The sequence below is a fragment of the Pseudarthrobacter sp. W1I19 genome (assembly GCF_030817835.1).
Classification (GTDB): domain Bacteria; phylum Actinomycetota; class Actinomycetes; order Actinomycetales; family Micrococcaceae; genus Arthrobacter.
The window spans coordinates 4183862-4201438 of record NZ_JAUSZR010000001.1 but is presented as its reverse complement, the minus strand read 5'-3'; the positions used below and the strand labels follow the sequence as shown (position 1 = coordinate 4201438).

At 65.9% G+C, this 17577-nt stretch carries 20 protein-coding genes; 13 read left to right on the top strand and 7 right to left on the bottom strand.

What is annotated here, in order from left to right:
* The first annotated feature begins 35 nt into the window (after nt 1–35).
* Both QF038_RS19460 and QF038_RS19455 read left to right on the top strand, forming a co-directional pair.
* Complete coding sequence (locus QF038_RS19460; RefSeq protein WP_307612411.1) at nt 36–284, top strand: hypothetical protein; 249 nt, start codon at nt 36–38, stop codon at nt 282–284.
* Between the two features lie 53 nt (nt 285–337).
* Nucleotides 338–1150 (top strand): glycerophosphodiester phosphodiesterase, encoded by an 813-nt coding sequence (locus tag QF038_RS19455; protein WP_373461599.1) that lies wholly within the window; start codon nt 338–340, stop codon nt 1148–1150.
* 24 nt (nt 1151–1174) lie between these two features.
* Here the strand turns inward: QF038_RS19455 and QF038_RS19450 are convergent, their stop codons facing one another.
* Nucleotides 1175–1636, bottom strand: coding sequence for a hypothetical protein (locus tag QF038_RS19450; protein ID WP_307612409.1), 462 nt, complete (start codon nt 1634–1636; stop codon nt 1175–1177).
* Between the two features lie 137 nt (nt 1637–1773).
* Here QF038_RS19450 and QF038_RS19445 point away from each other — a divergent pair, with 137 nt between their 5' ends.
* Complete coding sequence (locus QF038_RS19445) at nt 1774–1995, top strand: DUF6480 family protein (RefSeq protein ID WP_307612407.1); 222 nt, start codon at nt 1774–1776, stop codon at nt 1993–1995.
* A 64-nt stretch (nt 1996–2059) separates the two neighbouring features.
* Here the strand turns inward: QF038_RS19445 and QF038_RS19440 are convergent, their stop codons facing one another.
* From QF038_RS19440 to QF038_RS19430, 3 genes are all read right to left on the bottom strand, one after another.
* On the bottom strand, nt 2060–3124 hold the full coding sequence (locus tag QF038_RS19440; protein ID WP_307612406.1) for an EAL domain-containing protein: 1065 nt from the start codon (nt 3122–3124) through the stop codon (nt 2060–2062).
* A gap of 170 nt (nt 3125–3294) precedes the next feature.
* Nucleotides 3295–4824: a bifunctional diguanylate cyclase/phosphodiesterase gene (locus QF038_RS19435; protein ID WP_307612404.1), complete on the bottom strand. Its 1530-nt coding sequence runs from the start codon at nt 4822–4824 to the stop codon at nt 3295–3297.
* An 18-nt stretch (nt 4825–4842) separates the two neighbouring features.
* On the bottom strand, nt 4843–6465 hold the full coding sequence (locus tag QF038_RS19430; RefSeq protein WP_307612402.1) for an ATP-binding protein: 1623 nt from the start codon (nt 6463–6465) through the stop codon (nt 4843–4845).
* A 252-nt stretch (nt 6466–6717) separates the two neighbouring features.
* On the opposite strand from QF038_RS19430, the gene QF038_RS19425 reads away from it, so the two are divergent.
* The 5 genes from QF038_RS19425 (at nt 6718) to QF038_RS19405 (ending at nt 10707) form a co-directional block, all read left to right on the top strand.
* Nucleotides 6718–7566, top strand: coding sequence for a class I SAM-dependent methyltransferase (locus tag QF038_RS19425; protein WP_307613535.1), 849 nt, complete (start codon nt 6718–6720; stop codon nt 7564–7566).
* Between the two features lie 43 nt (nt 7567–7609).
* Entirely contained in the window at nt 7610–8059 is a 450-nt protein-coding gene (locus QF038_RS19420) for a hypothetical protein (RefSeq protein ID WP_307612400.1), read from the top strand.
* A 94-nt stretch (nt 8060–8153) separates the two neighbouring features.
* The gene (locus QF038_RS19415) at nt 8154–8573 is read left to right on the top strand and encodes a hypothetical protein (RefSeq protein WP_307612398.1); all 420 of its coding nucleotides are present in this window, start codon (nt 8154–8156) and stop codon (nt 8571–8573) included.
* A gap of 52 nt (nt 8574–8625) precedes the next feature.
* Nucleotides 8626–9435, top strand: coding sequence for an SDR family oxidoreductase (locus QF038_RS19410; RefSeq protein ID WP_307612395.1), 810 nt, complete (start codon nt 8626–8628; stop codon nt 9433–9435).
* Between the two features lie 147 nt (nt 9436–9582).
* The gene (locus tag QF038_RS19405; RefSeq protein ID WP_307612393.1) at nt 9583–10707 is read left to right on the top strand and encodes a glycerate kinase; all 1125 of its coding nucleotides are present in this window, start codon (nt 9583–9585) and stop codon (nt 10705–10707) included.
* A 29-nt stretch (nt 10708–10736) separates the two neighbouring features.
* On the opposite strand, the gene QF038_RS19400 is transcribed toward QF038_RS19405, so the two are convergent.
* Both QF038_RS19400 and QF038_RS19395 read right to left on the bottom strand, forming a co-directional pair.
* Nucleotides 10737–11066, bottom strand: a complete 330-nt coding sequence (locus tag QF038_RS19400) for a LuxR family transcriptional regulator (protein WP_307612391.1) — start codon at nt 11064–11066, stop codon at nt 10737–10739.
* A 78-nt stretch (nt 11067–11144) separates the two neighbouring features.
* Nucleotides 11145–11642: a DUF6328 family protein gene (locus QF038_RS19395; RefSeq protein ID WP_307612389.1), complete on the bottom strand. Its 498-nt coding sequence runs from the start codon at nt 11640–11642 to the stop codon at nt 11145–11147.
* 249 nt (nt 11643–11891) lie between these two features.
* Here QF038_RS19395 and QF038_RS19390 point away from each other — a divergent pair, with 249 nt between their 5' ends.
* The 5 genes from QF038_RS19390 to QF038_RS19370 all read left to right on the top strand — a co-directional run bounded on the left by QF038_RS19390 (nt 11892) and on the right by QF038_RS19370 (nt 16125).
* A complete protein-coding gene (locus tag QF038_RS19390) occupies nt 11892–12791 on the top strand; it encodes an SDR family oxidoreductase (RefSeq protein WP_307612387.1) in 900 nt (299 codons plus the stop codon).
* Nucleotides 12792–12852: 61 nt separating this feature from the next.
* Entirely contained in the window at nt 12853–13224 is a 372-nt protein-coding gene (locus QF038_RS19385; protein ID WP_307612385.1) for a hypothetical protein, read from the top strand.
* A gap of 178 nt (nt 13225–13402) precedes the next feature.
* Nucleotides 13403–14302 (top strand): glycosyltransferase family A protein, encoded by a 900-nt coding sequence (locus tag QF038_RS19380; protein WP_307612383.1) that lies wholly within the window; start codon nt 13403–13405, stop codon nt 14300–14302.
* Between the two features lie 117 nt (nt 14303–14419).
* Nucleotides 14420–15280, top strand: coding sequence for a GAF domain-containing protein (locus QF038_RS19375; protein ID WP_307612381.1), 861 nt, complete (start codon nt 14420–14422; stop codon nt 15278–15280).
* Complete coding sequence (locus QF038_RS19370; RefSeq protein WP_307612379.1) at nt 15277–16125, top strand: SGNH/GDSL hydrolase family protein; 849 nt, start codon at nt 15277–15279, stop codon at nt 16123–16125. Before QF038_RS19375 ends, QF038_RS19370 begins: the two co-directional genes overlap by 4 nt.
* Before the next feature lie 6 nt (nt 16126–16131).
* Here the strand turns inward: QF038_RS19370 and QF038_RS19365 are convergent, their stop codons facing one another.
* The gene (locus QF038_RS19365; protein WP_307612377.1) at nt 16132–17487 is read right to left on the bottom strand and encodes a uracil-xanthine permease family protein; all 1356 of its coding nucleotides are present in this window, start codon (nt 17485–17487) and stop codon (nt 16132–16134) included.
* Between the last annotated feature and the right edge of the window lie 90 nt (nt 17488–17577).

The window sequence follows — 17577 nt, the reverse complement described above, 5'->3', positions numbered from 1 at the left end:
GGGCAACACCTCCCCTTATGGCTCAAGGGGTAACGATGGCACGAACTGTAAAGCAAGGCCCTGTTGATGCGCCGCTGCGCAAGGCAACGCCCGCTCCGCACTGGAAACAGCTCCGGCAGGGCGACCGCGTCCGCGTGGCCCTCGCGCCCGGTTTTGAAACCGGCGGGCTGGTGGACGCGATCACCGGCGACCATACCGCGGTGTGGGTGAACCTCGACGGCGGCCGCGGACGTACGCTGCTGCACTGCAGCGACGGCGTGGAGATTTTTCCGGAAGAAGACTAGGGCTGCTTGACGGCGGCGCCCTGCGGGAGCTCCCGCTCCGGTACGCTCACACAGTGAGTCTGCCATTTTTCACCCACTCCGGCACCGGGCCCCAGCCGCCAGTCGCTATGGCCCACCGGGGTTTTTCACGGGAGGGGCTGGAGAATTCCATGGCGGCGTTCCGCGCCGCCGTCGAACTGGGCTACCAGTACCTGGAAACGGATGTCCACACCACGGCGGACGGGGTGGTGCTCGTTTTCCATGACGAGACCTTGGACCGGGTGACCGACGGGTCAGGCCGCATCGCCACCCTGACAGCGGCGGACGTGGCCCTGGCGAAGATCGGAGGCCGTGAGCCCGTCCCCACCTTTGACGACCTGGTCACCGGGCTTCCCGGTGCGCGCCTCAACGTGGACGTCAAGGACTGGAACTCCGTCCGGAGCCTTGCCGCCGCCATCGAACGCCACCAGGCGCACAACCAGGTGCTGGTGACCAGCTTTTCGGACCGGCGGCGCCGGGCGGTGCTCAAGCTGCTGAGCCGGCCTGTGGCGTCGTCAGCCGGCGTTGTTCCGGTGGCCTTGTTCGTTGTGCTGGGACGGCTGCTGCCGGCGCCTGTTTTCCGCTGGGCCATGCGCCGGTTCCTGCATGATGTCCATGCGCTCCAGGTACCTGCGCGCAGGGGCGGGATCGAGGTGGTCACCCCCGGGTTTGTCCGGCGCGCGCACTCCCTGGGGTTGATGGTCCATGTCTGGACCATCAACGAGCCAGCAGAGATGCGCCGCCTGCTCGAGCTGGGCGCCGACGGGATCGTCACCGACCGTGCGGACCTGCTCCGGGACGTGCTGCGCGAACGCGGTGAGTGGCCCGACGGACAGCGGGACTCCTGACCGGGCGAGCTATTCCCTGTCGGCCTATTCCTTCAGGTCCCGGCCTGTGCTGGTGGACGGGTCCTGGTCACCTTCGGTTGGATCGGCCCGGAGTTCGTCGGGGTTGCTGTCGGGCAATCCTCCCGACACCCCCGGGACCCCCTCCGTTGAGCCTCCGCCGCCCGACTCCGTCCCGCCTGCGGGAGCGGATGCACTGCCTGCCAGCCCGCCGTCGTCGTTCGCCCGGTCATTGTCGGTATCGTCAACATCCCCGCCCAAGGGGGATTCCGATACCGGCCCTGGCGCTGGTCCGGCCTTCAGCCCGGGTGCCTTCTGCTTCTCGGCTTCCATGGCGTTGGACCCCTCGCTGAGGGAGGAATGGACCTCCACGTCGCTGTTGGGATCCGCGGGGTCAGGAACATCCCGTTTCTCGACAGGATCGCTTGTTCCGGCGAGATCCTCCATGGCGTTCTCTGCTGCCTTGCCGATGCTGTCGCCGATACCCATGTGACTGCTCCTTCCGACATCGCACTCCGGCGCCCCCAGTGGACTTCCGGAGCATTACCCTTCCAGAATTATCAGCATGCTTACAATTAGTCCAGAGCTGAGGCAACAGGCCACGGCCGGGCAGGAAGGACCATACTGTGAGCAGTTACCATCCGGAAAACGACCCCGCCAATCCTGACCAGCCGGGCAAGCATCACCCAGGCGCCGGTCAGCAGGGAAGCAGGGACTCTGCAGGCTCACCGAATCCGGACCCCGCGGAGGGCAATGTCACAGGGCTGGAGCCCGGCGGGGGAGTCCCTCCCGGCGAGACGCCGCCGGCCGAGGACCAGATGAGCGGCGACCAGGGCCACGAAGAGTAAGCAGGCCGGCCCATGCCGGGCCGGCCTGAGTCAGTGCACGTCGTTTATCGGTGCAGGTCGTTTATCAGTGCACGTCGTTGGGCGGCGAAACGGGCCCGGACTGTTCCGGGCCCACAAGCTGGCTCTTCAGGCCGTCCATGTCCAGGCGGGTGTTCCAGCTCGCCCAGTCCTGCGGCCGCACCGAGGGCCGGCCCAGGAGGTAGCCCTGGCCTGCGCTGATGCCCAGCTCCGTCAGGACCTTGAGTTCGCCGACTGTCTCAATGCCCTCCGCGATCAGGGTGGTGCCGATCTGCTCAGCGAAGTCCACCAGGCAGCCGGCAAGGGCGCGCTGGATACCGTCGTTGTCCACATCGCCAATGATGTTCCGGCCAACCTTCAGGAAATCCGGACGCAGGTGCACCATCCGGCTCAGGGCACCGGCCCCCGGGTGGGTGTCATCAACCGCGATGCGCAGGCCTTGGTCGCGCAGCGGGTTAATGGCGGCAATGAACTGCGGGTACTCCTCATCACTGACGGATTCGGTCAGTTCAAGCACCACCCGGCTGATGGGAAGGTCGATGTGTTCGAACAATTCCGGCAGCCGCGGGTCCAGGCAGGACGTGGGCGAAATGTTCAAGGACACATAAAGGTTCTGCGGAAGATCGCGGGCTGCGGCAGCGGCTGATCCGAGGGCGGAAAACTCCAGGTTCGCGCCCAGGCCTACGGCTGCTGCCTCGGCGAACCACAATTCCGCGGCCGCGCCGTCGTCGCTGACAAAGCGCGACAACGCCTCGACACCCACTACGGTTTCGTCGGCCAGCCCATAAATGGGCTGGAACGCCGTCATCAGCATTTGGCTTTCAAGCAATGCGCTGATGCGGGACATGCTGCGGATTGCGTCAATCCGTTCCGCAAGCTGTGGCGGAATAATGCTGGGTTCCAAGCGCATTTTCCGGACACTGTCCAGCGTTTCAACGGTGTTGGCGTCGCTGCGGCGGGTTTCCAGGAGATACTCCAGCAAGGCCCTTTCGGGCACGCCAGGATTTTCATCGAGGCTCTTGCTGAGGCGTTGCCGGACAGCGGCCCCGGATGGATCCGGATCCCCTAAAACGGCGGCGATGATTCCCCACGCCTGTACTCGAACCGACATTAGCTACGCCCCCAGTTGACGAAGTAATGACCCAATGGCCCTTTGATGTTCAATTTATAACCGCTTCTAAAGTCCAATAATGCTGGCAAGCCGCAAAATCACGGTGACGAAAATTAGACCCAGCACGATGATCGTATATCGGGGCGGACAAAAGCGCAGTACATTTCGCCTTACTGATTAGCGCCTTCCGGCTGGGCTGCCAACAGATCGGGAACCTGCTCCGGTGGAACGGGCCTGCTGAAGTAATAGCCCTGGGCGCTGAGGCAGCCCAGGCCGCGGAGGATCTCCGCCTGTTCCGCGGTTTCGACCCCTTCCCAGACAGCCTCCAGGCCGCAGGCCCGGATGAGTTGCAGGACAGCCGCCACGAGTGCCGGCTGGCCTGGATCGGTGCCAAGGCCGTCGATCAGCGAGCGGTCCACCTTGACCCGGTCCACCGGCAAGCGGCGCAGATAGCTGATGGACGAATAGCCCGTTCCGAAGTCATCGATTTCGATCCCGACGCCAAGGCCGCGCAGCCCGCCCAGCGAGTAACGGTCCAGTTCATTGCCCTTGACGATCGCTACTTCAGTCAGTTCCAGGACCACCTGTTCGGGCCGGACGCCGGTTTCCTTCAGGACGTTCCGCACATCCTCGATGAACTGGAGGCTTTGCAGGTCCGTGGCGGAAATGTTGATCCGCACGGAGAAGCGCTGGTCCACGAACTGTCCGGCGATCCATTCCCGCAGCTGGCGCACCGAGGCCCGCAGCACCCACAGCCCAAGTTCGGAGATCAGCCCGGCTTCCTCGGCCAGCGGAATGAATTCGTCGGGCATAATGAGCCCGCGGGTGGGGTGGTTCCACCGGACCAGCGCCTCCACGCCTTCGATCCGGCCGGAGCCCAGCTCCACTACCGGCTGGTAGTGCAGGGTCAATCCGTCGGTCCTGATAGCGGTGCGGAGGTCCTCCACCAGTTGGCTGCGGAGCCTGCGGACCAGCAGCAGCCCGGGTTCAAACCGGTGCAGCCTGTTCTGCCCCTCAGCCTTGGAGGCGTACATGGCGACGTCGGCCTCCATCAGCATGTCCTCGGGCGTCTGGCCGGCGCCGCCAACGCTCAGCCCGATGCTGGCCCCGCAGCGCACGCTCCGCCCCGGCAGCTCGATCGGGTCATTCAGCGACGCCAGAATGCGGTGCCCAACGATGGCGGCCTGGTCCGCGGAGACCGCCGGCATCACGATCGCGAACTCGTCCCCGCCCAGCCGGGCGACGACGTCCGTGTCCCGCACCGCGGCGCGGACACGTTCACCCACCGTGACCAGTACCTGGTCGCCGGCGGTGTGGCCGAGGCTGTCGTTGATGGACTTAAAGGCGTCCAGGTCCATCAGCAGGATCACGGGCCCCTCATCCGCGCTGTCCTCGATGGCGGCCCTCAAGGCGTCGATGAGCGCAGAGCGGTTGGCCAGGCCGGTCAGGGGGTCCTGCATGGCCATTTTCTGCATTTCCAGGTGGGCTTCGTGCAGGAGTTGGGTGCGCACCTGCACCCGCTGTTCGAGTTCCTCGTAGATGATCTGCAGATCCTCGGCCAGGAGGTTGGTGCCCATAATGATGGCATCAAGTTCGTCGCGGGCGTCAGAAACGTTTATCCGTGAATTGAGGTCTCCCGATGCCAGCCGCACAATGCCTTCAAGCAGTTGCGAAAGCCGGGGGTCGTTGTCGGCGAACATCGGTTCCTCCTCCCGCGCTCAGTTGGCCCGGTTGCGGTCAGTATCCAGCGGAAGGCTCACTGTGACGGTGGTGCCGGAGCCCAGGGTGGAGGCCACGTCAATGCGGCCGCCGTGGCGCGCCACAATGTCCTTGGTAATGGCCAGCCCCAGCCCGGTTCCGGGAATGGCTCCGGACATGGCATTGGACGCCCGGTAGAACCTGGTGAAAACGTGGTCGATTTCCTCGCTGGAGATGCCGATGCCGGTGTCGGCCACGCTGACGGTTGCCCAGCGGGTGCCGTCTGCCGCCGCGTGCGACTCGCTTCCCACCTCAATCCGGCCGCCGCTTGGCGTGAATTTGATGGCGTTGGACACCAGATTGGTGAATACCTGCTGCAGCTGCACCTCGTCAGCCAGGATCTCGGGGTCCTCCGGTGCAGGATCCACCGCAATAGTGACGTTCTGCAGCTGGGCCAGGGGCCGCAGCGCCCCTGCCACCAGGTCCAGCGTCTGGCCCAGGCGCACCGGGGTGAGATGCATCAGATTGTCTTCGAGGCCGTTGCGGGACACGCTGAGCATGTCCTCGATCAGCATCCGGAGCCGCTCGGTGTTGCGGACCACGATGTCCAGCATCTGGTGGACTTCGGGCGATACGGGCTGCTCGGTGCTTTCCTGAATCATGTCCAGGTAGGCCATGATGGACGTCAGCGGGGTCCTCAGCTCGTGGTTCACCGTGGCGAGGAAGTCGGTTTTTGCCTTGTCCAGCTGCCGAAGCTGCTTGACCACCTGCTGCTGGCTGCTGATGAGGTGGCTCTGGATCAGGCCGTGTGCTGCATTGCCGGCCACGTGCTGGATCAGGCCCAGCTCCGCCCGGGACCATTGCCGCGGCTCGTCCAGCATCGCGATCCAGATGATGCCCAGCGAGGAGCTGCCTTCACCCATCGGCACCGCCAGCAGCGAGGCGGCAGGGCCAAGGCGCGGGGTGCCTCCGGGCTCGCCTGTTTGCCCGTCCTCTTCGGACCCCTCAGAGGAGCTCAGCGTTTCGGCCCCAGCCCACAGCATGTCGGCCGTCTGCCGGGCGGAGTCCTCGTCCGGCAGCGCGGTGTCAGCCAGCGGTTCAAGGCCCGGCCTGGTCCATGCGGCGGTGATGGGGGGAACCCGCTCGTCCTCGAAAGTAGTCAGCCGGACGTGGTCTGCCTTGAACGTTCGCCCGAAGCCAGCGACCACATGGCCGGCGATCTCCTGCGGATCGTTTGTTCCGCGCACGGCGGCGGACACCTGCCGGAGCTGTTCACGCAGGGCCTCAGCCTCCTGCCGGGCGATCCTGCGCCGGGCCACCTGGCTGATCAGGGACGTGGCCCGGTGGACCAGTTCCTTGGGCGGCGGGGGTTTGGCGATGCAGTCGTGGACGCCGGGAGGCTTCATGGCCGCCAGTTCGGCCGGGCTGTCCAGATCCACCATCACCAGGACTGGCGCCTCTGCTTCGACCGCGGATAAGGACGTGTCCACCACAATGACGGAAGGTTCGCCTGCTGCCAGCAAACGGGCGAGGCCGTCGGCATCACACGCGGTGCGGACCTCGTAACCAGCTTCTCGCAGTGCGCGCGCATTCAGAGCCAGACGCCCGTCGTCGGGGTCCGCTACATAAGCGGTGCGTGGCACAGACGGGTCCCACGGCAAATCAGCCGCCACAATGCCCCCTTCGCTCCCAGTTGACTACATTGTAGGGCGGCGCGCCCCGGATGCTCCCTTGGAAGCTGCACATCGCCCCAGCGTGACGGAACGTGGCCCTTTGCGGACAGCCGACGCACCGCGGCCAGGCCTGAAAACTGCTGGGTTGACGGATGCGCGACATATATTTGGGCTGTGTTCTCCCCAGCAAAATCGGTGCGCTCCTCCTGGCAGAAGTACCTGATGATCCCCAAGCTTGCCCGGCTGTCCCGTTCTGCGCCCAAGGACCGGCGCCTGGCGTGGGACAAATACTGGGCAGGCATCAGCGCCACCGGACCGGGCGGCGAGGTTTTGTGGGATTCGGGCCGGGACCACGAGTTCCTCGGTTACCGGGACGTGCTGCTGCGCCACTTGGATGCGGAACTTCCCCTGGTTGATGTGGGCTGCGGACACGGCAGTTTCACCCGCGCATTGGCCGGTACCTTCCGCGAGGTGGTCGGTGTGGACGTGTCCGCCCATGCGGTGGCGCGAGCACGCGCCGAGTCGGAAGCGCAAGCAGGCCTGGCCGGGCGCATCCGGTACGAAGCCCGGGACATGACAGCGCCCGACGCCGCCCGCGGGCTCGCCGGCGAACGCGGCGCCAACGTGTTCATCCGAGGTGTGCTCCACGTGCTGGGCCCTGCCGACCAGGCAGCGCTGGTGAAGAACCTTCGGGTCCTGGCAGGCAACGGCGGCACGGTCTTCCTTGCCGAAACCAACTTCCAGGGCAACCCCCTTGACTATGTCTCGCATCTGGGCGCAACAGCCAAAGACATCCCGGCACCCCTCGAACGGGCCATCCGCGAACTGCCGATGCCAGGCCATTTTGGCCCTGATGAGCGCTCCCGCATCCTGCCCGGGGAGTCCTGGGAGCTCCTCGAGGACGGCGATGTTGCCATTGAGACGAATCCGGTGACCGGCGTGCCCGCCCAGAGCCGGATTCCCGGTTACTACGCCGTGCTGCGCCCGCGCCGCCAGCGTTTCCGGCCGCAGGGAGGCGCAGCGGCCACCAGCCCTGCCCTTGACATGGAGGCTGGTCGGGAGGCTCCATAGTAAGTAGACTTACTAGTTACCTCCAGGGGAAAGGATGGCCATCATGGCACAGGATAAAGGCAACAAGACGCGCGAAGCCGACGCGGACCGGGACGAAGAAGATCTGGGAGCAGGGCCGGATGGCGGAAAGGTCCGCACTGGCCCGGAGTCATCAAAATCCCTGAAGTACTCGCAGGAGGTCACCTCACCGGAGGACGAGCCGGAGCGCGAGGGCCGCAGCCTGGTCACCACGCATCACGAAGTCATCAGGCAGTGGGCGGAGGATCGCGACGGCGTCCCGGCCACTGTGGAAGGCACTGAGCACGGCGACCATCTCGGTGTGCTGCGGATCGACTTCGGCGGCGAAAACGACAAGCTTCGCCACATCAGCTGGGAGGAATGGTTTGAAACCTTCGACTCCCGGGGGCTGAATTTCATTTACCAGGAACAGCGCAGCGACGGCCAACAATCAAATTTCTTCCGGCTGGAAAATCCCGGCCGGGAAGACGCCTAAGCCGCATCCGTCCTGCCGTACCCCACAAGACCTGCACCGGAAAACCTCCGGCGCGGTCCCGTCGTCGGCAGGCGCATAACCTACAGGAACAACAATGCGCGAACTTATCCCAACAGGCTCCCTCCGCGGGATGCTGCTGCCACCAACCTACGGCCGGCATGTCACGGATTCCACCGCTTTCACCGTGCTGTCAGTGGAAATCTGGTCCACCGGCCTGGTGGTCAACATCCAGCTGGCCTCCGACAACGAACCGGAACCTGTCATCATCCTCCAGGACCACTTCGGCACGGAGTACTCGCTGCGCAGGTCCGCGAACATCGGCTCGCGGAACCTGCAGGTCTTCACCCCTTCGGTGCCGCCCGGAACCCGGAGCCTGACGGTCAGGTCCGCCGATGAGGCCCACCCCCGGCCGGTGGTGACCTTTGCTGTACCGCTCATGGCAGTCCCGGACAGCATCCCGGAAACGGACGACGGCGGGTACCCCTCGCCGCCGGAACTGCGCCGCCCAGCCTGATCACCAAAGCCGCCCCGCCTGATTGCCAACCTGATTGCCAAGAGGAGCCACCATGCAGGACACCACAGGGTTCAACCCCACCACCGCCATCGTCACCGCATCAGACTCCGGAATCGGCAAGGCCACTGCCGTTGCCTTGGCCCAAGCAGGGATGGACATCGGCGTCACCTGGCATTCCGACAAGGCCGGCGCCGAGGCAACGGCCGAAGAAGTCCGCGGCCTGGGCCGCAAGGCGGTGGTGCGGCAGCTGGACACCACTGATCTCCAGGGCGCCGGTGCCGTCATCGACGAACTCGCGGAAGAACTGGGCGGCGTGGACGTCTTTGTGAACAACGCGGGGACCGGGGACGGGACAAAATTCCTGGACCTGGATGTCGAAACATGGATGCAGACACTCGACACCAACCTCAACGGCGCGTTCGTCTGCCTGCAGGCCGCAGCCCGGCGCATGGTCGACGCCGGCAGGGGAGGGCGCCTGGTGGCAGTCACCAGCGTCCATGAATTCCAGCCGCGGGTGGGATCCTCCGCCTACGACGCCTCCAAGCACGGCCTGGGCGGGCTGATGAAGACCCTGGCGCTGGAACTTGCGGAGCATGGCATTACCGCCAACAGTGTGGCCCCTGGCGAAATAGCCACCCCCATGACAGGGCAGGAGAACGAAGATCCCACCACCAAGGACAGGCCAGGTGTTCCGCTGGGCCGGCCGGGCGACGCCAGGGAAATCGCCGCGGTGATCGCGTTCCTGGCTTCCCCCGCCTCGAGTTACGTCACCGGCGCCTCCTGGGCTGTGGACGGCGGCATGCTGCAGATGGGCCCGCAGGGCGGGTCCCACATCACCAGCCACGAATGGCGGCAGGGGTAGCGGCCCTCGGCTGAACGCCGTTGAGCGAACTTCAGGTAATAGCTTTGACGCTGTTGTGTTTCCCAGCCGGGACTCTCCAGGCCACGCGACGTCCGCATTACGTGCGTGGCAAGCGCTTTCCCACCGGCTGCTGGCATGATGGAGCCTATGCGCATTCTTATTGCTCCGGACAAGTTCAAGGGTTCCCTTACGGCTGCTGAAGCGGCCGCCGCCATCGCCGAGGGCGCCCTGCGCGTCTACCCGGACGCCGTCGCCACGCAGTTCCCCATTGCCGACGGCGGCGAGGGTACCCTCGAGGCCGCGGTGGCAGCCGGCTACGAAGAGCGGATCAACGCCGTGGTAGGCCCCATCCTTGCCCCGGTGGGCGCGGCCTGGGCCATCAGGAAGGCCGGCGGCGGCAAGGTCACCGCTGTGATTGAAACCGCCCAGGCCTCCGGCCTTGCTGAGATGGAGCCGACCCCCGCCAATGCACTGCGCGCCCACAGCTACGGCTGCGGCCAGCTGATCGCGGCGGCCCTGGACGCGGGGGCTACGGAAATCGTCCTCGGGCTCGGCGGATCCGCAATGACCGACGGCGGCAGCGGCGCCCTGCGCGCCCTGGGCCTGAAGCCGCTGGACGCAGCCGGGAACGTTGTGCCGCTCGGTGGCGGCTCGCTCGCGGACGTTGTGGCGCTGGACGCCACTGCCCTCGACCCCCGGCTGGCCGCCGCCACCTTCCGCATCGCCGTCGACGTGCGGAACCCGCTGTACGGAACGCTGGGAGCTGCCCATGTCTTTTCCCCGCAGAAGGGCGCCGACGAGGAAGCCGTGGAACTGCTCGACGCCGGGCTGCGCAACTGGGCATCCCTCCTGCGTGAGGCGACAGGCCGGGACGTCAACGTTGAGGGCGCGGGCGCGGCCGGCGGCTTCCCGGCGTCGTTCCTTGCCTTCACTGACGCCGCACTAGAAGGCGGCTTCGCGCTGGTGGCTGGACTGACCGGCCTGGCGGAACAGCTTGCCTCGGCAGATCTGGTGATTACCGGGGAAGGGTCCATGGACGGCCAGTCGCTGACCGGAAAGGCTCCGATTGCGCTCGCGGACGCCGCGCGGGAACGGGGCATCCCGGTGATCGTGGTGGCCGGCCGGATCCTGGTGACCCCGGAAGACCTCGCCGGGCATGGTGTGGTTGCCGCCGCGCAGTTGCTGGACGTGGCTTCCAGTCCCGAAGACGCCGTGGCCAACGCCGCGAAGTACCTGGCCTGGGCAACAAGCCAGGTACTTGAGGGCGCCTAGGCCGGCAGCGGCTGGCTAAAGGCGCGCGTCTAAACGATGGTGGTGTTGCGGCGGCGGCGCCAGATCAGGATCAGGATCAGGACCACCAGGACCACCGCGCCGATGACCCACGGGGTGTAATCGAGCCGGGTGGACTCGTTTTGCGCGGATTCGCCGGTGCCCGGATTGGCAGGGCCGGTGGAGGCGGTATCCCCGGGGGATGGTGTGGGAGACGCGGCCGACTGCGCCCACGCCCCTCCGGGGGATGCCGTGATGTGGTGTCCGAACGGGGTTGGGGCCGCCTGGGTGGCTCCGGCCGAAAGCGCCGGTGTGGCAATGAGCAGCAGTACCATCAGGGCAGTCCTAAAGAGTGTTCGCATGAAGTTCTCCTGTCGGGTTCAGGGGTTACGGTCAAAGGGTCAAAACAAGGGGATTGCGACCTGCTTTATGCGGGCAGGCTAGCGTCCTGCCATGGCGCGCCTGTTCAGGTGCAGCGGGACATAGACCAGAAGGACCACCAGGACGGCAAGGAGTACGCCTCCGGCGGTGAGGCCGGCTGACCGGCCGGCCGTCACGTCGAACACCAGTGCGGCGGTTCCGGCGCTCAGGAGGCCTATCCCGGCAAGCGCAATCTTCGTGATGAAGTCGGCGCTGGACACCAGGGTCTCCTTCAGCCGCTTCCGGAACAGCCTCCGGTGCACGCTGACCGGCAGGAGGATGAACGCTGTGGTCAGGGCAGCGATGACCACGTTGACCAGGTAAAGGGTCACCTGGAAGTCGTCAAGCTCTTCAAAGCGCGACTGGAACGGCAGGGTCAGCAGGAATCCCGCAAGGATCTGCACGCCGGTCTGCAGCACCCGCAACTCCTGCAGCAGCTCCGCCCAGTTGCGGTCCATCTGCTCCTCGCGGGTTTCGTTGCGGCCGGTCCGGCCTGTGTAGTCCTCCACGTCGGACATTGCCTCTCCCTCCAGCCCCCACCAGTGCCTGGGTATCCTTCTACTCCCTGCCTACCCACAAGCGGGGGCAATGTTGCGCCGCGCCTGCCATTTGATAAGTTTACTGATTATTCGCCTGGAGCGGTGGACTTTACTCCTCCGGCCGGGATAGCTTCGAAGGGCCGGTGCACACGCCCTTCGGAACCAACAGTTGAAACCGACACAGTGGAAAACGACACAGTTGAAACCGACACAGTGAGGAGGCGGACTATGAGCGGGACGGACAAACAGACGGACCAGCCGAAGGATCCCCGGGGCGGCTACCACGCAGGCCCTTTTCCGGAGCAGGAGCAGAAGCAGCCCGGCCTGACGGCGCCCATGGATCCCAAACCGGACCACGGGGAACTCAGCTATGAGGGGCACGGGAAGCTGCAGGGCAAGGCAGCCCTTATCACCGGCGGAGATTCGGGCATCGGCAAGGCGGCGGCCATCGCGTTCGCCCGCGAAGGGGCCGATGTGGCCATCTCCTACCTCCCTGAAGAGGAGGAGGACGCCCAGGACACAGCGGACTGGATCCGGAAGGCGGGCCGGCGGGTCCTGCTTTTTGCCGGCGACGGACGCGAGGAGGAATTCAGTACCCGGATCGCGGACGAAACGGCGGCAGAGTTCGGCCGCCTGGACGTAGTGGTGCTGAACGCCGCCTACCAGAAGAACCGCGAAAGCCTTGAATCGCTGCCCACGGAGGAATTCGACCGGGTCTTTAAAACCAACCTCTACTCGCTGCTGTGGACGGCCAGGGCCGCCGTACCTCATCTCAAACCGGGCGCCTCGATCATCACCACGGCCTCGATCCAGGCCTTCAACCCGTCACCCGGCCTGATCGACTACGCCATGACCAAGGCTGCGCAGGTGGCCTTCACCAAGGCATTGGCGCAGGAACTCGGGCCCAAGGGAATCCGGGTCAACGCTGTGGCTCCAGGACCCATCTGGACCCCGCTGATCCCGGCCACCGAGTGGCCGGACAAGCTTCCGAAGTTCGGGCAGGACACACCGCTGGAACGGGCCGGCCAGCCCGCCGAGCTCGCCGCCGCCTATGTCCTGCTGGCCTCGGAAGACGGATCCTATATTTCCGGGGCCGTGCTGCCGGTAACCGGCGGAAAGGGGCTCTGAGCAGCCCGTTTTTCATTCAAGGTCCAGGCCACCATCCATCCAACGCACAGCAGGAGGAATAATGACGCAGGAAAACCAGCAGGCGCAGCCGGAGACCGATCCGGGCGGATACGGCACTCCCACCGCAGAGCAGGAACTGGGCGGAACCCAGGGCGCTGCCAACGGCTCGGCCACCACCGGTAACGGCGGGGCAGGAAGCGTGGACACCAACGAGCCGCAGACCGGCGCCGGCAGTGATCCCGTGCCCCGCGACGTGGACCTTCCCTCCAGTGCGGCTGAAATCGACGAGAACAACGACGACTCAAAGGGGTCCGCTCCCGTGTCCTCTGAGTCCGGGCAGGAAGCAGCGGGCATCCCGGACGGAACCGGCAATGATTTGCCCCGGGAGAAATCACCGAACGACGACGGCGGGGAAAGCTTCGACGCCGGCTGACCGGGCCGTCGCGGCTGCTTGAGTGCGCCGCGCCTACCGCTGAAGGCCTCCGCCTGCTGCCCCGTCCGGCAGCGGGCGGGGGCCTTTGCCGTGCCCGCATACATCCCGGTGATGTGGGTACAGAACACGACGGAACCCATTCACTAACTATGCCGATGCAGGCGCCAGGAGGTGGGCTGTGAGCAGGAGATCATCAGAACAGTGGGCACGCCGCGGTGAGGGGCCGGAACGGGTGGACGTGGACGTGCTGGTACCCACGTGCAACCGCCCTGCCGAGCTGGCAGTAACACTGTCCGGCCTGGCCGGGCAGGCCAATCCATCCTTCCGCGTAGTGGTCAGCGACCAGTCCAGCGGTGCGCCCGCCTGGGAGCATCCTGCGGCCGCTGCCATGGTTCGGGTTCTCGAAGCCCAGGGCCGGCCCGTCACGCTGCTGCGGCACTTGCCGCGGAGGGGGCTCGCTGAGCACCGCCAGTTCCTGCTCGACCAGTCAAACGCGGCGAAGTGCCTCTTCCTTGACGACGATGTGTGGCTGGAACCAGGTGCCTTGGAGCGGATGAACCGGGCACTTGAGGAGCTGGACTGCGGCTTTGTGGGCATGGCGCCGCAGGGCCTGTCCTACCTTGATGACAGGCGGCCGGAGCAAACGGCGGGGTTTGAAGTCTGGGACGGACCTGTTACGCCGGAACGCGTTCGTCCCGGCACCCCCGGCTTTGAGCGCTGGCCGCTGCACAGTGCCGCAAACCTCAGCCACCTCAGTGCGGATCTTTCTCTGGGGCCGGGGGAGTGGCTGCCGTACCGGGTGGCCTGGCTCGGCGGGTGCGTGCTCTACCAACGTGATGCACTTCGCGAAGCCGGCGGTTTCAGTTTCTGGCCGAGCCTGCCTGTGGATCATGCAGGGGAGGACGTGGTTGCCCAGTGGCAGGTCATGGAGAGGTATGGTGCCGCCGGTATTCTGCCCTCGGGGGCTGTCCACCTTGAGTCCCCCACTACGGTGACGGACCGAAAGGTGGAAGCCTACGACGTCGTCCTGGGCGAAACTGTGGCAGCATACGCAGGCAACAGCCCCGCCGTCGACTAAACCGCCGTCGACTAGCGAGGAACTGGGCTGCCCCCTCCCGCCAAATGGGGAGATCGACGTATTCTGTAAGCACGAGGTTTTGCAGTGGGCCGCAGCGCTACAAGCAAGGCGTGCAACATGGCTGCTGAACCCGCGGGGCAGATTGGCTGGGGATCGCTCCCACTTCCGCCGGAGCCGGTTTTCGACAGCAAGGACGTTGAAACCTACCTCCAGGAAGTCACCCAGGAGTTTATGGGGGACATCAAGGGTGAATCGCGCGGCATCGGCTGGGCCGCCACCCTTTTCCGCCTGGGGAAGGCACGCACCCTTGCAGCGAGCAGCGAGCAGGCACGCGAGGCAGACCTGGAACAGTGTTCCTTCGCCGACGGACCCGTCATCGAGGCCCTGCGGAGCGGCGAGTTCGTGCTGTTGTCCGATCTCGGCCGGGACCGGCGGTGGCCCGGGTACGCAAATGCCGCGGCCGGGCACGGCGTGCAGTCTCTTTTGTCAATGCCCATCGTCTCCGAGGGCATGACCAGCGCCGCCATTAGCCTTTACGCCTCCTCGCCCCACACCTTTGCCAGCGACGATCTTCTCCGCGTACAAAGCTATGCGCGGCAGGTTGCGCGCGCCCTGCGCGTGGTGGTCCGGGTGGCAGAGCGCGCGGAGGCCGCGGCGGGAATCGCCGTCGCACAGAGCTCACTGGTGCTGGTTGACCTGGCGGTGCGAAGCCTGATGGACGAGTACGGTCTCAGCCGGGAGGGCGCCCTGCGCTTCCTGCAGCGCGAGGCTTCGCACCACGAACTGGACCTTCATGGTGCGGCCTTGAATGTTGTGGTGCCAGGGCCCGTTAGGGACGCTTCGGGACCGCGGCGGGACATGGCCGACGACGTTGAGGACTTCCGCCTGTTGGCTCCGGCCGAGTTGGGCCAACCGCCCGATGCAGGAGCTGCCCGGAATGAGGCCCCTTCCACAACGGCGAAAGGACGGCGGGCATGACCATCGACCAGCAGGAAACCTGGAGCGGAAATACCCCCGGCCAGCGGCACCCCTGGCACCGCTTCGTCGCCCTCGGTGACTCCTACACGGAAGGAATCGGTGACCCGGAACCGCGCAGCATCGGCGGCTACCGCGGCTGGGCTGACCGGGCGGCGGAGGAACTCGCCATCGGGCAGCGTGACTTCGCCTACGCCAACCTCGCGGTGCGGGGGATGGTGCTGCAGGAGATCATCGACACGCAGCTCGAGGCTGCCATGGCGCTGAAGCCGGACCTGATAGCAATGTCCGGCGGCGGCAATGACATCGTGTTCCGGCGGGGTGACCCGGACAAACTGGCCGAGAAGATGGACCAGGCGGTAGGCGTGCTGGCGGAAACCGGGGCCACGGTGATGTTGTTCGCGGCTCCGGACTGGGGCGGTACGCCGGTACTGGGGCAGGCCCGGGGGAGGTTGGCTATCTACAACGAGCACTTCCACACGATCGGCATCCGCCATCATGCGGTGATGGTGGACCTGTGGTGCCTTCCGGCGCTCCACGACGCCCGGATGTGGGACAGGGACCGGCTCCACCTTTCGCCGCTGGGTCATCACGTTGTTGCCGTTGCCGCCCTCGACGCGCTCGCGGTGCCGCATTCGCTCAAGCCCCTGCAACCACGGCCGGTGCCGTCCCATCGGTGGACCCAGGCCAGGGCCGAAGACCTGATCTGGGCGAGGCAATACTTGTTCCCGTGGGTCTTGCGAAGGCTGCGTCCCCGTCCCGGGGAGTCCCTGGCACCTAAGCGGCCTCTGCCTGGCCCGGTCTTTGGCATCGGCAGCAGTGGAGCTGACTCACATGACGCCGCCTAGCAAGCGCTAGCGCTTCTTGGGTGCCCGCTTCTTCGCCGCAGCGTTGATAGCCGCCTTGGTGGCAGGAGGCAACCCGGGCTGCTCGGTTTCGGGTTCCGCCACCGTTCCACGGGCCTTGGCGATGGCCTTCATGCCGTGGTAGATCACCAGCGCCGCGGCGGAGCCCAAGGCGATCCCTGTGAACTTGAGCTCGCCGATGGTCCAGGTGTAGTCCGCGATGCCGATGATCAGGGCGACGGCGGCGGTTGTGAGGTTCACGGGGTTGGAGAAGTTCACTTTGTTCTGCACCCAGATCTTCACGCCCAGGATGCCGATCATGCCGTAGAGCATGGTGGCCGCGCCGCCCAGCACACCCGGCGGGACGGTAGCGATCAGTTCGCCGAATTTGGGGGAGAAGCTGAGCAGGATGGCGAAGATGCCCGCCACCCAGTAGGCCGCCGTCGAATAGACCTTGGTGGCGGCCATAACGCCGATGTTTTCCGCGTAGGTGGTGGTGCCGGATCCGCCGCCGAAGCCGGCCAGGACGGTGGCGGCGCCGTCGGCCATCAGGGCGCGGCCGGAGACGCCGTCGAGGTTCTGGCCTGTCATGGCAGCCACGGATTTCACATGGCCGATGTTCTCGGCCACGAGCACCAGCACCACGGGAACGAACAGGCCCAGGATGCCGAGGTGGAATTCGGGGGCCTGGAACTGGGGCAGTCCCACCCATGCGGCGGCGTCCATCTTGTCGTAGCTGACTTCGCCGCGGAGCATGGCCACGAGGTAGCCCACCACCACGCCCACCAGGATGCCGAGGCGGCCCAGTATCCCGCGGAACAGGACGCTGACCAGGATGATGGTGGCCAGCGTGATCACGGCGGTGACCGGGGCGGCGTCGAAATTGTTTTTGGCCGCGGGGGCGAGGTTGAGGCCGATCAGCGCCACGATCGCGCCGGTGACGATGGGCGGCATGAGCCGGTTGATCCAGCCTGCGCCGAACTTCTGCACGATCGCGCCCACCAGGGCAAGCACGGCGCCGGCCAGCACCACGCCGCCGAGGGCTCCGGGGACACCGAACTGCTGCTGCGAGGCCATGATGGGGGCAATGAACGCAAAGCTTGAGCCCAGGTAGCTGGGCACCCGGCCCTTGGTGATCACCAGGAACAGCAATGTGCCGATGCCGGAGAAGAACAGGGTGGTGGCCGGCGGCATGCCGGTGATGATGGGCACCAGGAAGGTGGCGCCGAACATGGCCACCACGTGCTGCATGCCCACGCCGATGGTCAGCGGCCAGGCAAGCCGTTCATCGGGGGCTACCACATGGCCAGGCTTGATGGACTTGCCGGTGCCGTGCAGCTTCCATTTGATTCCGAGCATGCTCATGGGCGGATGCCTTTCAAGGGGGTTGCCGCAGGGGCGAAGAACAACTGGCTCCAGAATACCGCCAAGCTTTCCGCCGCTGCCGGCCAGGCT

Bases quoted from the DNA above. Each gene is read 5' to 3' on its own strand.
- QF038_RS19435 (WP_307612404.1), bottom strand. From the start codon at position 4,824: ATGTTCGCCGACAACGACCCCCGGCTTTCGCAACTGCTTGAAGGCATT.
- QF038_RS19400 (WP_307612391.1), bottom strand. From the start codon at position 11,066: ATGCGAACACTCTTTAGGACTGCCCTGATGGTACTGCTGCTCATTGCC.
- QF038_RS19425 (WP_307613535.1), top strand. From the start codon at position 6,718: ATGATCCCCAAGCTTGCCCGGCTGTCCCGTTCTGCGCCCAAGGACCGG.
- QF038_RS19460 (WP_307612411.1), top strand. From the start codon at position 36: ATGGCACGAACTGTAAAGCAAGGCCCTGTTGATGCGCCGCTGCGCAAG.
- QF038_RS19395 (WP_307612389.1), bottom strand. From the start codon at position 11,642: ATGTCCGACGTGGAGGACTACACAGGCCGGACCGGCCGCAACGAAACC.
- QF038_RS19385 (WP_307612385.1), top strand. From the start codon at position 12,853: ATGACGCAGGAAAACCAGCAGGCGCAGCCGGAGACCGATCCGGGCGGA.
- QF038_RS19410 (WP_307612395.1), top strand. From the start codon at position 8,626: ATGCAGGACACCACAGGGTTCAACCCCACCACCGCCATCGTCACCGCA.
- QF038_RS19420 (WP_307612400.1), top strand. From the start codon at position 7,610: ATGGCACAGGATAAAGGCAACAAGACGCGCGAAGCCGACGCGGACCGG.
- QF038_RS19365 (WP_307612377.1), bottom strand. From the start codon at position 17,487: ATGAGCATGCTCGGAATCAAATGGAAGCTGCACGGCACCGGCAAGTCC.
- QF038_RS19390 (WP_307612387.1), top strand. From the start codon at position 11,892: ATGAGCGGGACGGACAAACAGACGGACCAGCCGAAGGATCCCCGGGGC.
- QF038_RS19450 (WP_307612409.1), bottom strand. From the start codon at position 1,636: ATGGGTATCGGCGACAGCATCGGCAAGGCAGCAGAGAACGCCATGGAG.
- QF038_RS19375 (WP_307612381.1), top strand. From the start codon at position 14,420: ATGGCTGCTGAACCCGCGGGGCAGATTGGCTGGGGATCGCTCCCACTT.
- QF038_RS19440 (WP_307612406.1), bottom strand. From the start codon at position 3,124: ATGTCGGTTCGAGTACAGGCGTGGGGAATCATCGCCGCCGTTTTAGGG.
- QF038_RS19415 (WP_307612398.1), top strand. From the start codon at position 8,154: ATGCGCGAACTTATCCCAACAGGCTCCCTCCGCGGGATGCTGCTGCCA.
- QF038_RS19370 (WP_307612379.1), top strand. From the start codon at position 15,277: ATGACCATCGACCAGCAGGAAACCTGGAGCGGAAATACCCCCGGCCAG.
- QF038_RS19405 (WP_307612393.1), top strand. From the start codon at position 9,583: ATGCGCATTCTTATTGCTCCGGACAAGTTCAAGGGTTCCCTTACGGCT.